At 47.2% G+C, this 13,934-nt stretch carries 13 protein-coding genes and 1 tRNA gene; 6 read left to right on the top strand and 8 right to left on the bottom strand.

Annotated elements, in window-relative coordinates:
* Positions 1-116: 116 nt before the first annotated feature.
* Positions 117-671: a cyclic nucleotide-binding domain-containing protein gene (locus tag QUA57_RS16385; RefSeq protein WP_333062148.1), complete on the bottom strand. Its 555-nt coding sequence runs from the start codon at positions 669-671 to the stop codon at positions 117-119.
* A gap of 329 nt (positions 672-1,000) precedes the next feature.
* On the bottom strand, positions 1,001-1,984 hold the full coding sequence (locus QUA57_RS16380; protein WP_333062149.1) for a DUF1517 domain-containing protein: 984 nt from the start codon (positions 1,982-1,984) through the stop codon (positions 1,001-1,003).
* Between the two features lie 303 nt (positions 1,985-2,287).
* Here QUA57_RS16380 and hemB point away from each other — a divergent pair, with 303 nt between their 5' ends.
* Both hemB and QUA57_RS16370 read left to right on the top strand, forming a co-directional pair.
* Positions 2,288-3,271 (top strand): porphobilinogen synthase, encoded by a 984-nt coding sequence (hemB, locus tag QUA57_RS16375; protein WP_333062150.1) that lies wholly within the window; start codon positions 2,288-2,290, stop codon positions 3,269-3,271.
* A gap of 512 nt (positions 3,272-3,783) precedes the next feature.
* A complete protein-coding gene (locus tag QUA57_RS16370; protein ID WP_333062152.1) occupies positions 3,784-4,272 on the top strand; it encodes a GNAT family N-acetyltransferase in 489 nt (162 codons plus the stop codon).
* 192 nt (positions 4,273-4,464) lie between these two features.
* Here the strand turns inward: QUA57_RS16370 and QUA57_RS16365 are convergent, their stop codons facing one another.
* The 6 genes from QUA57_RS16365 to QUA57_RS16340 all read right to left on the bottom strand — a co-directional run bounded on the left by QUA57_RS16365 (position 4,465) and on the right by QUA57_RS16340 (position 9,272).
* Positions 4,465-5,400, bottom strand: a complete 936-nt coding sequence (locus tag QUA57_RS16365) for a HAMP domain-containing sensor histidine kinase (protein ID WP_333062154.1) — start codon at positions 5,398-5,400, stop codon at positions 4,465-4,467.
* A 25-nt stretch (positions 5,401-5,425) separates the two neighbouring features.
* On the bottom strand, positions 5,426-6,019 hold the full coding sequence (locus QUA57_RS16360) for an L-threonylcarbamoyladenylate synthase (protein WP_333062155.1): 594 nt from the start codon (positions 6,017-6,019) through the stop codon (positions 5,426-5,428).
* Positions 6,020-6,066: 47 nt separating this feature from the next.
* The gene (gene prmC, locus QUA57_RS16355; protein WP_333062156.1) at positions 6,067-6,954 is read right to left on the bottom strand and encodes a peptide chain release factor N(5)-glutamine methyltransferase; all 888 of its coding nucleotides are present in this window, start codon (positions 6,952-6,954) and stop codon (positions 6,067-6,069) included.
* Positions 6,955-7,334: 380 nt separating this feature from the next.
* Entirely contained in the window at positions 7,335-8,168 is an 834-nt protein-coding gene (locus QUA57_RS16350; protein WP_333062157.1) for a Tic22 family protein, read from the bottom strand.
* 152 nt (positions 8,169-8,320) lie between these two features.
* Positions 8,321-8,394, bottom strand: a tRNA-Pro gene (locus QUA57_RS16345).
* Between the two features lie 326 nt (positions 8,395-8,720).
* Positions 8,721-9,272, bottom strand: coding sequence for a GNAT family N-acetyltransferase (locus QUA57_RS16340; RefSeq protein ID WP_172187348.1), 552 nt, complete (start codon positions 9,270-9,272; stop codon positions 8,721-8,723).
* 270 nt (positions 9,273-9,542) lie between these two features.
* Here QUA57_RS16340 and QUA57_RS16335 point away from each other — a divergent pair, with 270 nt between their 5' ends.
* From QUA57_RS16335 to hrcA, 4 genes are all read left to right on the top strand, one after another.
* Complete coding sequence (locus QUA57_RS16335; RefSeq protein ID WP_333039846.1) at positions 9,543-9,695, top strand: hypothetical protein; 153 nt, start codon at positions 9,543-9,545, stop codon at positions 9,693-9,695.
* 85 nt (positions 9,696-9,780) lie between these two features.
* Complete coding sequence (locus QUA57_RS16330) at positions 9,781-10,506, top strand: hypothetical protein (protein WP_006631881.1); 726 nt, start codon at positions 9,781-9,783, stop codon at positions 10,504-10,506.
* Positions 10,507-11,491: 985 nt separating this feature from the next.
* Complete coding sequence (locus QUA57_RS16325) at positions 11,492-12,361, top strand: alpha/beta hydrolase (protein WP_333062158.1); 870 nt, start codon at positions 11,492-11,494, stop codon at positions 12,359-12,361.
* Positions 12,362-12,660: 299 nt separating this feature from the next.
* Entirely contained in the window at positions 12,661-13,803 is a 1,143-nt protein-coding gene (gene hrcA / locus QUA57_RS16320) for a heat-inducible transcriptional repressor HrcA (protein WP_445304486.1), read from the top strand.
* Positions 13,804-13,934: the final 131 nt, after the last annotated feature.

Genomic DNA, 13,934 nt, shown 5'->3' with positions numbered 1-13,934 from the left:
CTTTTGGTCTTCGGGTGTCATTTTTTTCCCTCATCTTTTTTCACAGTTTTACTAGCTTTTTCATTTTCGCCCTTTTTTCATATATTTGCAACAGTGAGATGCACCCTTAAAATTCCTCAAGCTTTAACATTTTCCCTCAGCCAATTAAACTTAGCCTCAGCTAGCGCCAAATTTTCCAGGACGTTAGGATTGATATCCTCTCGTTCAAATTCTGGTTGATCTAATTCAATATTGCGGCCGTATTCTATATGTCTGATCGTACCGCGCATCCTGTCTGCCAGACACAGTGAAATTCCATAATAAAAGCGGGAAGCAAAGCCCATATCGTTTTGAAGTTTGATTACTAACTGCCGCCTAGGAATTGCCAGCAAGTGAGTTTCTTCGATCGCCTTCACCGTTGCCAAAGGAGGGCGAGCGTCAATGAAAGAGACTTCTCCCACCAGTTCTCCGCTGGCTATTTTAGCGAGTTCTCTAGTCCGCTCAGCCTCGATCAAAACGCTCAAACTCCCATTCAAAACAATGTAGAGCGCATCTATCTGTCTCCCTTCATGTATCAAAATCCCGCCTGGATCTAAAACTTCCTTTTTGCCTTTATTGACGATCCAGTTGATATCGTCATTATTTAACTGGCTCAAAATAAAAAGTGCTTTTTTTCTGCTGCTGTCGGCCATAAGTTTTCGCTCTCGATCGCTTCTTCTTTATATAAAATTTAGATGGCGCGCGATCGCAACTTCTTCCGAAGCAGTCCTCGCTGAATACAGTTTTTTTATCCTGCCTAACTTCTTCGCAAAACCCCTATGAGGTAGGCTTTGCCCATAGCAGATGAATCACGCTGAATCATAATCTCTAAATACTAGCATTTGTTAAACAATCTTCTTTAACTCGATCGACCTTAAAAAACTCGTGTAAAATTCGCGTCTCAAAACCAATTGGGTTCATCCGCCCAGCTTAGCTGCAGGATGGGGCGCGGTAGACAATACTCCGCGCCCAGTCTTGCTCACTAAATCGATCGCAAATCAGGATAGCCAGCCAACATATCGTCAGCAGTCAGAGTGTCCCCGTTGGCTTGAGGAGTCCACAGCACCTCAACCGCCAGCAACTGCTCACTCGATACTCCCCCAATCTGACGCAAAGCTTGGCGCAAATCTTCAGAGTTTTTCACTGCTGGCAATTGCAATTTGCCTTGAGTACCGACAATCACCGTCACCACAATAAATTCCCCGGGATCTGAATTCACATCAGAAGCAACCAGCGCCCCATTTTCTTGCAAACCTGGCAGGATATTGCTGCTCCCTGCTTGCCGGAGCTGATTGTTATAATTCGAGAGCGTTTCTTCAGTAAATTTACTGCGTTCTGCCAAAGAAAGTTGATTAAACTTAGCTTCGGCTGCTTCTAAGCGAGTTTGCACAGATTCAGCGCCCGCGTAAACCCAGTATTCAGGATGCCGCAGCAGCGCCAGAGTAGATTCTTGCAGCACTTGAGCGCGACCTGTCGCTGTATCGGTATCCGCTTTTCGCGCTAGGGAGTCGAGTTCGGCTTGCAAACCGCGCGCCTCTGCTAGCAAACCAACTTGCAAGCGGGCTACAGATACGGTAGTAGTGGGGGCGCTGTTGCCCAGTTCGTCAGTTCCGCCCCCGGCGCGGCGGAAGCTTTGGACGAGGAAATTAGCGATCGAGATAAAAATCAAAATCGAGAACAGGCCGCCAAACCCGCCTCCAAAGCCAAAAAACGGCAGCAAGAACGGGAAACCGAAGCCGCCGCCAAAGCCGCCGCCCGGGTAGTAACCGCCTCCCGAAGGCGCGTAAGTGCGACTAGGAGACGAGTAACTGCGCGCCGGAGCACTAAAAGATCCGCCGCCGATGCGTCCTCCGCTGCGGGCCGCCAGAGCTCCGTCAGCGTTACCGAGGGCTAGCGTCAGTACCAGACCGATCGCGAATAGTGGTTTCAAAAGGGGTTTCATCTTTGAAATTAGTTGCTTGTACATAAGACCGTTACTATTCGATACATTTATAATTTACAGTCTATCCTCGCTTCTGGGCAGCCTGGTTATAGGTATGAAGCCAGCGAGATATCCGTACCAACCGATCCAAGAAGCACCGTTATGGCTGTGTCTGGGAACGGGAAAGGCTCGAAATGACTTGCATTCCTGACTACGAACAATGGCCATCGCGGGTTTTACAGAAGTTTACTTATGTAAAGGGCGATCGGCCAACAATAAGCTCTAGACTTTTAAAGAAACGCCGCGAGTCCTAGAAAGCAGGGCTTTATCTACCGTAAAAAAAACATTATGTTTCCAACTCACCGCCCCCGCCGCCTCCGCAACCATCCCCAACTCCGCCGGATGGTACGCGAAAATATCTTGACCACTAGCGATTTAATTTACCCTCTATTTGCCGTACCGGGGGAAGCTTTTGCCAAAGAAGTCACATCGATGCCCGGAGTCTACCAGCTATCGGTAGACAAAATAGTAGAAGAAGCAAAAGAAGTCTACGACCTCGGCATTCCCGCGATTATTTTATTCGGCATTCCCGCAGACAAAGATACAGACGCGACAGGTGCTTGGCACGACTGCGGCATCGTCCAACAAGCGACGGAAGCAGTTAAAAAAGCCGTACCAGATTTAATCGTCATGGTCGATACTTGTCTGTGCGAATATACCAGTCACGGTCACTGCGGCTATTTGGAAGTCGGAGATTTAAGTGGCCGCGTCTTGAACGATCCGACACTAGAATTGCTCAAGAAAACCGCCGTTGCTCAAGCTAATGCCGGTGCAGATATTATCGCCCCTTCGGGCATGATGGACGGTTTTGTCGGAGCAATTCGCGAAGGATTGGATTCCGCTGGATTTGAAGATATTCCCATCATGTCTTACGCAGCAAAATACGCCTCAGCTTATTATGGCCCGTTCCGGGATGCGGCGGATTCTGCTCCACAATTTGGCGATCGGCGCACCTATCAAATGGACCCCGGAAACGGCCGCGAAGCTCTTAAAGAAATTGCTCTCGACATTGCCGAAGGCGCAGATATGCTCATGGTTAAACCCGCTTTAGCTTATATGGACATCATCTGGCGCGTGAAGGAAGCAACTAACCTGCCAGTTGCTGCTTACAACGTTTCTGGAGAATATGCGATGGTGAAAGCCGCCGCCCTCAACGGTTGGATAGATGAAGAAAGAGTAGTGATGGAAACTTTGACAGGATTCAAGCGTGCTGGTACTGATTTAATTTTGACTTATCACGCCAAAGACGCCGCCCGCTGGCTGCAAAACTAGATTCACTCGATTAGAAATTAGAGATTAAAGAATTGACTCCACAGCACAATCTTCGGGTGTTTTCGTGGAGTCAATACCTCTCTCGATAGATGATTTTTGAGCAATTAGGCAACACACTAGCTATCGCTTACGCTTAGCAATAAACGACGCCTCGAAACCTGGTTTTTAGAGTTTCGGTGGGCTGTAACGAAATAGACGTGAGAAAAAACCCGGTTTCTCTGTAGGCAAACTCCAAACACCCTAACAAATCAGTCATTCCCCATCTCAAATCTCAAATCTCAGATCTCAAATAGTATGAGTTATAAGTTGGGAATTTTGACTCAAAGACTTTTTTACAAAATTTACCCCAAAAAGTATTAATAATCACCGAAATTATTTAGAAAATATGTATAACTAAAAATAGTTTTGTAAATCGGGAATTCAATCATTGATTGTTCCCAAGCAAAATTAACTATACCGGCTAAGACAGTAAAAGTAACACAGTTTAGATACAACTTGAAGGCAGATTGAGCATGACATCAACGACTAGGGATTCCAGTCACATTCAATTTTGTATAGGTCGCGATCGCGCAGACATCGCACAGATCCAAGAACTATTTAAAGCCGCCGCCTTTTGGGCGAGGGAACGCAAGATAGAAGATTGGGAAATTGCGATCGCCAACAGCGAACCAGTTGTTACAGTTTGGGACGGCTCACGGGCGATCGGCTTTGCCAGAGCCACTTCAGATGGGATCTATCGAGCTACCATCTGGGATGTCGCCATTCATCCGGATTACCAAGGTGCAGGACTCGGCCGTAAATTAGTGCAAACCGTCTTGAGTCACCCTCGGATGTGCCGAGTAGAGCGAGTTTACCTGATGACAACTTACAAACAAAGCTTCTACGAGCGCATCGGTTTTCAGAAAAACGCTAGCACCACAATGGTACTTGAAAATCAGCTTCTAGAAGAGAATCTCGAATTAGAAATTAGCAACGGCGAATTGCTAACTGCTAATTGTTAAATAATCACCCGATTGGCATCAAAATCTATAATATGTAGGGTGCGTCAGGGCGCACCTTACTCCCTATAAATACTTTCCTTCTTTCATCTTCCCTTTTCCATCTTCTCGCCCTCAGTTAAATCAGTTAAATCCCTTGCCCTCTTCCTCACCTGCGTTACATCCCGTACATTGCGCGTGGCCCAACTTTCTTCATCAGAAAGTTGCCAAAGGAATAGAACACTGAGTCCGGTTAAAATTGCACTCTTCGGACTCCGAAGGCACAGCCAGAACCTCCAACTTTCCGCTCATCAAACTTAAAAGAGTCTGATTCATCAATAACCTCATTCCAGAAGACACCTGAGAATTATCGCTGCTCTTAGTAACATCACACTCCAAATCGTGCTTCAGCAAATCCCAAGACTCGCTCCAAGCACTGACTGAACGCTGATCGTCCACCCAAATGTGAACGTATCCAGATTCCGGCGAAGCATGGGCAGACACAGAAATACTCCCCTCCTCCATCTGAGCAACAGCAGTATCTACCAAATTGACTAAAACCTGCCTAAACCTCGGCAAATCTGCCAATACATAAATCCCCGGATCTGGCGGCAATATCTCCAAACGAATGCCGCGATTAGCAGCCTGCAAGTAAGTTAAATCATCAACCTCGTCAAGAACCTTAGCTAACTGAATCGGCTCAATATCCATGCTTTCAGTGCCGTGTTCAGTTTTAGCAACAGAGATAATTTCATCTATTAATTTCACCAGCTTGAGTGCCGCGGCGTGAGCTTGCTCGACAAACTCTCGTTCCTCAGCAGGATCGTCGCACAAATCCGAGAGAATTAATTGCAGCGTACCAATCATAGTGCTCAGGGGCGATCGCAACTCGTGAGAAGTTCGAGCCAAAAAACCCGCCTTAAATTGGCTCATCTCCGATGCCATCTGATAAGCCAATTGAGTTTGCTTAAGTTGGTCGGAAAGGGCATCAAACTTCTCTAAGTGAATTTCTTGAGGAGGTGGGGCTACTTTGGGCGCCGGTTCGGGCTGTTGCGAGCTTTTTTGCCGCAGGCGCCAAATCAAACTGCTTCCCAAACCCAGCCCCAGTCCCATACCTAAATATATAAAGTTGCTCCAGCCGATCGGCGCCATATTGCTTTGCCTTGGAGTTTAGCTTTTAGCATTCTAACTCGATCGCGCCTTGTCGCAATATTTCCCACTCGCTGCCCGTCCATTTAGCCACAGTCGAAGGCAAACTCGAAGCTGTTGTCGCTGTTGCTAATTCAGAAGGAACTAATGTCAAGACTTCTGGAAAGTGAGCCTCAATTTCTGTCACAGACTCCAGAGGTGGCTGACCGGATAAATTAGCACTGGTAGTAGCCAAAGGGCCTGTCTGCTCTAGAATCTTTAGGGCAAGGGGAAGATTAGGCACTCGTATTCCGATTGTACTCGGGTCGATGGGATTTATCGCCGCCGGGACTTTTGGCGAAGCCGGCAGCACCAAAGTTAATGCCCCCGGCCAATAGGATTCGGCTACTTGCTGCCACAATTTTAACTCTGCTGGACTTCCCTGCACGTAGGGCCACAAGGCCTGGGCCGATGCGGCCATCAAAATCAGCGGTTTGTCTTGACTGCGACGTTTAGCTGCAAAAATCAACTCCGAGCGATCGGGACGCGCAGCCAAAGCGGGTACAGTATCTGTAGGAAAACTGACGATATAATTACCAGAAATTGCCCCTTGAACTAGGGCATTTATCGAAACTTGTGTCATGCCATTTTAGATTTAAGATTTTAGAATTTGCGGCATTTTCTTGAAACCTAAAGACGGTAGGCTAAGGCAAACCGATCGATCCCTGCTAAATCAGAAAATATCTGAACTCGATCGTAACTCCCGTGACTTTGCAGCATATCAGCTACCGCCTCAGCTTGTCCCGCCATCATCTCCACCAACCAAACTCCCCCGGATTCTAAATAATCGGGAGCCGTTTCTATCAAATGCCGGATGCAATCTAACCCGTCAAAGCCGCCGTCTAAGGCCAGATGAGGTTCGTGCTTCAAAACTTCTGGTTGCAGAGTCAGCACCGTACTGCTGGGGATGTAAGGCGGGTTAGACACCATGCCGCTCACTTGACCTTTGAGAAATGCTAGCGGTTCCCACCACAAACCTTGATAAAAATTAATTCGCGATCCAAAACCCAAATTCTCAGCATTCAGTCGAGCAACTGCCAAAGCTTCCGAACTGCAATCTACCGCATAAACCGTAGCATTTGTCAACGCAGAAGCCAAGCCGATCGCGATCGCCCCGCTGCCCGTCCCCAAATCCACCCAATGCGATTTTGGATTGACACCATAGCTTTTAACAGCTTCTACAGCCAAATCAATCAGCAATTCCGTTTCAGGACGAGGAATTAGCACCGCCGGCGTTACTTTGAGCGAAAAATGTCGCCAATGTGCAACTCCCGTTAAATACTGAACCGGCACCCGTTCCTGCAAGCGCCGCTGCCACAATTGGGCAAGTTCAGATAAATACAACTTTAATTCAATTTTTGGCAAATCTTTAAACGACTCTAAACGCAGAGCCAACCTATCCAAACCAGCCAGCTCTTGCAGCAGCCAGTCGATTTCTGCTAGGGGAATGTCAGAGGCGATCGCCTCTGTTTTAGCTTGATTCGCCCATTCCCAAAGCTCTAAACCAGAAACAAACATAAGACTTTGTAATAATTGCTAATTGCTAATTGCTAATTGTTATATTAATTCCGGTTGCACTCATACATGATATAGAGGACACGGCTCTTGGAGTGTCCCTACCGAAAATAATATTGTAGGGACTTAGGCACTCGCGGTGTCCTAATTTTGGCTAATATAGCAAAACCATTTGATTTGTAAACAATCGATTCAATGATCACAAGCGTTTCAGGTAGTTCTACATTCATGACTCAAATGGACTTGCTATAATTCCGATGCTACCGGAAACGATATTAATTGCTAATTGCTAATTCGTAAATAGTAGGTTGAGTCGAGAAACCCAACCTACTAATTAATGACTGATAACTGATGACTAATGACTGATGACTGCTGACTAACTATTAGCGAGTCGGTCGAGCTGGAGCCGGTCGAGCTGGAGCCGGAGCTGGAGCCGGAGCAACCTGTGGATTTTGGCCCGCACCTGCAGGTTGGAGCGATCGCACAAATTCCAGCGACTCCCGCGAGGGAATCAAAATCATTTGGGTCAAAAACGGGTCGTTCTCAGTACGCAAAGCTTCCAAAACGCTCTCCAAGTTCACCACCTCAATCTTAATTGTGGCTGTCACGTTGGGCTGCTGCTGCTTAAAACGATCGACCATTCCTTGCAAATCCTCCTTGTTAAAAAACAAGGGAATCACCTCTTGTTGACCCCGCTGAATCGTCAAATAACCATTTTCCGCGCCGCCTCTGGCTAAAAACAGAGGTACACCGTTGAACTCGTTAACTTGTTGACCAGTCTGCTGAAGTACAGTTTTAGCCGACTGCACCTGCACCGGAGCCGGAACGAAAGCAAATTGCACCTCCTCCGGCTTGCCTTTATTTGCTTGAGTGATCTGATAAATTTCCCCCAGCGACACCGGCATCACGCGCACCGACGCCGCCAACTGAGGATTTTTGGTTTTGAGTTGATCCACAAAAGCTTGAGCATCTTTCTGGCTGATGAAAATTCCCGCCACGGAAGCGTTACCAGTTTGACCCTGACCCTGCTTGGGAACAGAAGCTACCAGGGGCGCACCCTGAGCGTCTGTAATCGTAAATACCGGCACCGATCGCAATTTTTCCAAAATTTGCGGCTCCGGCAGTGCCAGTGCAGACATCTTGCCAATTGGGGAGGGGCCCAGCAGAGTGCTGCCGACAATTCCCAATATTGCGCCCAAACGAACTAATGATTTCATGTTTTTTCCATCAGGAGCGATCCTGAAACACATTAACGCAAAGACTGGCGAGTTAACACGATCGGCAAAAACTGCCTCAATTTGTTTTCATTTTGACGAAATGTAAACATCAGAGACAGTTCTGCTTCAATCTATTATTTAACATTATGCGATCGGGATGACAGGATTTGAACCTGCGACATCCTGCTCCCAAAGCAGGCGCGCTACCAAGCTGCGCTACATCCCGGTGGTATAGTTAGCTAACCTCTAACCATTAACACACAAAACCGCTTGCTTGTCAAGCTTTATTAAATATTTAGCTCTCGATGCAGCTAAGGCGAAGTTTTTTTCAGGTTGTCCGGTTTGACCCCACCCAAAAACCGATACCCGCCCCTGACTCCTATCGTGCTCGGCTCAAATCGACTGACAATACTTGCACAGCTTCATAACGGCCCTGATGCCGAGATACATCAACGGGTAACTGACCGCAGCGCACAGGTGCATTCAGTGTTGTCAGCGTCAATATTGTATTGTATGTCCTCAACAAATCAACGCCGACCGGCACCTCGCTTGCTAATCTGGATACCAAAACATACCTTTAATCCCCTCTGGATCGGACATAAAGCCCAAATTGCGGTAAAAGTCCACCACTTGAGGGTCAGCAAATAAGGTAATGTTGCTGATATCTTCACTGCGGAGTTTTTTAATGATGTATTTCATCAGCGCCTTGCCCATGCCTTTGCCCTGGTAGTCGGGATGAACTACCACATCCCAAAGCGTGGCATTAAAAGCATGGTCTGAAGTCGCTCTGGCGAAACCCACCAGCCGTCGCTGGCTGCCCCGCATCTCCCACATAGAGACGACTAGGAAGCTGTGCTGAATAGCTTTTTTGACTTTACGCAGGGGACGGCGGGACCAACCCACTGCATTACAAAGTTCTTCGAGTTCGTAGAGGTCAATGTCCCGATCGCAACTGAAAAAGATGCGAGCGTTGCCGCTGGCGGGTTTGCGAAACGTTGGGGAAAGCGGATCGCCTAACCCAACAGCCACATCTTCCTCAAAATCCGCTGTTTGGGGTACAGAGGCAGACTCAGAACTACTAAATAAGTTTTTCCAAAAACCCATGCAGGCGCGGTTAAGGTAGTAGAAGTTGGACGACGAGAAAGAGAACCCGACAGATAAACCCACTCCGATCGGCGTAGGATCAATTGCCGGTAGCCTCTTGAGGAACAGTTTACGGTACACTCATCTTACGCCGAAAACAGGGATTTGTCGTCCAACATTGAGTCTGCGCTTTTTTGATGCTGTCAAGTTTGGTAGAACTGTTCTGCTAGCCAGTGCCCGGACAACCCGCTTTTAAGGTAAAATTTGTTGCCGAACCAGGACTGAGGCATTTTGGGAAATGCTTCTTTTGAGTGCCGCCGATCGCGCCGGAACTTATACCCTTGGTGGGAAATACCACTGGAATGGCGCAACGGTGACATTCTCGTGATAAGTTCTCAGACAGATTTGACTTTTGCTTTTAGTGAGGAGACGGGCACAATTTAAGTCGAATCGTCGAATCGAAAATCCCATTGCCATAAGGCATGGAAGAGTCAATACCTCGTATATCTCCCGCACCTTCTCCTCAATTATGGCTTCGGGTTTAAAACCATCTACACTAGAACTCCTCAAGCGCTTTAACCGAGCGTTTCCGCAGTTTTATGAGCAATTTGTCAGCAGCGAAATCCAGTTGCAAAACCTCAAATTAGCTTACCAGCTTTACAAAACTCGGCAAGCAGTCATCGAAATCCGAGCCGAAGGTAACAAAAGTGCCCTGCATTTTGCTTACCGGAACCAGTCTTTTCTACTGAGCGATATTTTTGGAGTGCTCGCGGCCTACGGACTGACGATTCACAGTCTGAGTCTGTACGGTCAAATTTACCCGCCCATGCTGGTATTTATCAAATTGGTCGTATCTCGCGGTGGCAAGGTATTGGCAGATAAAACAGCAGAAAACGTCTGTAGAGCCGTTCGAGAGGCATTGGCGGGACATTTTGAGGTTGAAGAGATGTTGGCGGTGGAATTTAATTTAGACGCGGGTTTGGAAGATGTGGCAACTGAATTCTACGTCGATCCAGTTTTCCACTTGCCAGCTTTACTGATTGAAGCAGATAATCAACCTGGACTTTTTTACAAAGTTATGTATGCCATCTGGCAAGAGGATTTGTTGGTCGTAAATGCTAATTTGCTGGTTTGGCGGGGGCGAACTCGCCTAATTCTCTACTTGTTGGGGCCCAATGAAAGCTTAATTCCCGAATATCTGGGGCAGAAAATCGCTGAGGGGGTGCGACAAAGATTGCTGGGCGAGCGATTTTAGGGCAAGCTACCGATGATCCCTAAATAACTAGATTGCTATAAGTAGACATTAGTTTGCAAAAGTTTTCCAGTGAGATAGGATAAAAAGCTCGGCAAAATTGTTCCTACAAACGAGTGTAGATAGCGGTTCTCATAAACATGGGAGACGCACAAACGATGTTGTCAAGCTTTTTAAGTTTGATGGGTAATTCATCTACAAAATAACCACCCTAATAGAAAAAACGTGCCAGATAAATAGGCGAGTTTAACAAGCAATAATCCGGAGTGTTTTTAGTTCCTACTCTGAAAACAGCGATTTTCCGTTGGTAGCTCGATTGCCTTGGAGCCTTAAAATCCTTCTTCTACGGTTGGCTATCAAAAACTGTCCGAAGTATTGAACAAGTGTTACTTTCGTTTAACACGGAATTAAAACCTCCTAATAAACAGGTTTTAATTCCGTCAACATTCTGGATTAGCAAGACACGCTTACAATTGGGAGAACGGGATAATGCTCGAAATAGTGGCGTTGAGAGCAACGGATCAAACCATAAAACTCCCTACAGCGAGCGAATTACACAAACGCTTGGCAACAAAAATTAAAAGTTATTATCAGTGTGATTACAATCAATAATTAAATTTTTAAAATTATCTATGATTTACCTATAATGAACTGAGTTAATAACCGCTTAAAATAAGGATTTAGTGAGATTACAAACACCAAAATTTCCGATAAAAAAATTGCATAAAAGGGCAAGCTATGCCAATATTGCCCGTGCAGTGTACAAAAATCTTGTAACGTCCGCTTAAGACCGCGCGTTGCAGCAGGAAGTAAGCGGTAAATCGATAAAGTTGAGTCTTTTTGGCTTAGTTATAGCGCTTTTTGGGTATATGAGGTAAACAATTAAACTGAAAAAGCTTGAGAACACAGGGTTTCGGCGTACTCGCTCTTTCTGAGAAAGGCTATACATAGGTTTACATAGGTCTTATGGAGCGGATAAGATAAAAGTATGGCAACAATCGACATCCTAGGGGTTCGGCACGCTTACGATTTGACGGCTCCGACTGCAACTTCCCCGGTTCTGGTATTTGTCCACGGCTGGCTGTTAAGCCGCCACTACTGGCAACCTTTGACGGATCGCTTGGCATCAAACTATCAGTGCCTTACTTACGATTTGCGGGGGTTTGGCGATTCTCAATCCGACGGTGGCGTTCATCATGGGCATTCCGAACCGCTAAATTCCTGCTACACTCCCGCAGCTTACGCTCGCGATTTGGAACTTTTACTCGAAAAACTCGATATATCTTCTGCTTGGCTGGTGGGACACTCTCTGGGCGGTACGATCGCTCTATGGGGAGCCAGCAAATTGTCCGATCGCGTTAAAGGCGTGGTCTGCATCAATGCAGGGGGTGGCATCTATCTTAAGGAAGAATTTGAGCGGTTTCGAGCGGTCGGCAAGCAGCTAGTAACAATGCGTCCCGGCTGGCTGCCTCGCTTGCCGTTAGCAGATTACCTGTTTGCCCGCGATTCTGTAGCCCGCCCCATCGGCAGATCCTGGGGACGGCAGCGCTTAATAGATTTCGTGGGAGCTCATCCAGAGGCAGCTTTGGGGGCTTTGTTGGACTCCACCACAGAAGCGGAGATTCACCTATTGCCACAAATTGTCTCCCAACTCAAGCAACCTGTTTATTTTATTGCCGGTACTAAAGACAAAATTATGGAACCAAAATACGTGCTGCATTTGGCTAGCTTTCACTGGATGTTCCAAGGTTGTGGCGAAAATGTCCTTCAGCTTCCCGATTGTGGCCATTTGGCAATGGTGGAACAGCCGGATGCAGTGGCTAGTTACCTGCAAAATATTCTGAAAGAACACACTTAAAGGGCATTTGCTAAAGCGAAACCGAGGAATGGGGCATTGGGCAGATCTCCGGTTCGGGGAAGCTTCGCTTCCCAAATAGAAAGTTACAAGTTAAAAGTTAAAACATTTTTCCCTGTTCATTCCCTCAACATCGGTCCGTAAAATCACGTACACAATCCGTAAAATCCCGTACACAATCTGTTGCTGAACTTCCTTCACCTAAATCTGTTATCTTAAATAGATAACTCTGCCCGATCGCCCTTAAGGACAGAGCTTCTGACTCGATAGTGGCAAATTGTCTGAATACTAATTCTGCTTAAATATCTGTGCGCGTTAACCTCACCGATCGGCAACAACACATCCTTTGGGCAACGGTTCGCCACTACATAGCTACAGCGGAACCCGTTGGCTCAAAAGCTTTGGCTGACGAATTCAACCTCAGCGTCAGCCCAGCTACAATTCGCAATGCGATGGGGACTCTTGAAAAAGCTGGACTGCTTTATCAGCCCCACACTTCGGCAGGACGAGTCCCCTCTGACTCCGGCTACCGAATTTATGTAGACCAGTTGATTCAGCCGTCTGATACGCTGGCCCGCAAGGTGGAACAGGTACTACACCAACTCAATTGGTCGGACGGTCGCATGGACGCGGCACTGCGTGGCGCTGCTCAAATCCTGGCAACTATCAGCGGTTACATAGCAATGATCACCATACCGCAAACCAATATGGCTTGCTTGCGCCACTTGCAACTGGTGCAGCTAGAGCCGGGAAAGGTGATGCTGATCGTGGTGACGGATGCCTACGAAACTCAGTCGGTTTTGGTGCAGTTGCCTTTGGACGCAGAAGGTAACACGCCTGATGTCGAAATCGTCGATCGCCAGTTGCAGATTTTGTCGAATTTTTTGAACAGCAAGTTGCGGGGACGAGCGCTCTCGGAACTCTCGGCTGTAGACTGGAGCGAGTTAGACCGGGACTTTGAGCTGTACGCTGAGTGGATGGGAACCATGCTGACTGCTTTGAGCAGCCGCCAAAGCAATCCAACCTACACGCGGATTCTGATCGGCGGTTTAGCAGAAGCGCTGCGCTTGCCAGAGTTTTCGCAGTTGCAGCAAGTTCAAACCCTGGTGCAATTACTAGAACAAGAGCAGGAACTGCTTTGGCCTTTGATTTTTGAATCGCCTGAATTAGACACCCCCGGCAAGCGGGTAACGGTGCGTATTGGTTCGGAAAACTCTTTAGAACCAATTCGTGGCTGTACTCTGATTTCTTCGACTTACCGCCGGGGATCAGTGCCTGTTGGTAGTGTTGGGGTTTTGGGGCCGACGCGGATGGTTTACGAAAATGCGATCGCGGTTGTGGAAGCTGCGGCCGATTATTTGTCAGAAGCTATTGGCGGAAATCGAGTGAGTTTTCCTGATGGCGATCGAGGGCGATCGGATCATCTCTTGTTAGATGCACCCTAATTTGATAGCCCCAAGCTTAACTGGCTTGGGGTTTTATTGTCTGTGGACGTACTTGCAACCTTTAAAAACGGGGTTTTGTGACAAAAAACCTAGGCTTTCATCCCACATTCGGCATCCTGGGGTGTCACACA

Source organism: Microcoleus sp. Pol7_B2 (genome assembly GCF_036701035.1).
Classification (GTDB): domain Bacteria; phylum Cyanobacteriota; class Cyanobacteriia; order Cyanobacteriales; family Microcoleaceae; genus Microcoleus.
This window is presented reverse-complemented; position numbering and strand designations above follow the sequence as displayed.

Bases quoted from the DNA above. Each gene is read 5' to 3' on its own strand.
- QUA57_RS16385 (WP_333062148.1), bottom strand. From the start codon at position 671: ATGGCCGACAGCAGCAGAAAAAAAGCACTTTTTATTTTGAGCCAGTTA.
- QUA57_RS16380 (WP_333062149.1), bottom strand. From the start codon at position 1,984: ATGTACAAGCAACTAATTTCAAAGATGAAACCCCTTTTGAAACCACTA.
- hemB (WP_333062150.1), top strand. From the start codon at position 2,288: ATGTTTCCAACTCACCGCCCCCGCCGCCTCCGCAACCATCCCCAACTC.
- QUA57_RS16370 (WP_333062152.1), top strand. From the start codon at position 3,784: ATGACATCAACGACTAGGGATTCCAGTCACATTCAATTTTGTATAGGT.
- QUA57_RS16365 (WP_333062154.1), bottom strand. From the start codon at position 5,400: ATGGCGCCGATCGGCTGGAGCAACTTTATATATTTAGGTATGGGACTG.
- QUA57_RS16360 (WP_333062155.1), bottom strand. From the start codon at position 6,019: ATGACACAAGTTTCGATAAATGCCCTAGTTCAAGGGGCAATTTCTGGT.
- prmC (WP_333062156.1), bottom strand. From the start codon at position 6,954: ATGTTTGTTTCTGGTTTAGAGCTTTGGGAATGGGCGAATCAAGCTAAA.
- QUA57_RS16350 (WP_333062157.1), bottom strand. From the start codon at position 8,168: ATGAAATCATTAGTTCGTTTGGGCGCAATATTGGGAATTGTCGGCAGC.
- QUA57_RS16340 (WP_172187348.1), bottom strand. From the start codon at position 9,272: ATGGGTTTTTGGAAAAACTTATTTAGTAGTTCTGAGTCTGCCTCTGTA.
- QUA57_RS16330 (WP_006631881.1), top strand. From the start codon at position 9,781: ATGGCTTCGGGTTTAAAACCATCTACACTAGAACTCCTCAAGCGCTTT.
- QUA57_RS16325 (WP_333062158.1), top strand. From the start codon at position 11,492: ATGGCAACAATCGACATCCTAGGGGTTCGGCACGCTTACGATTTGACG.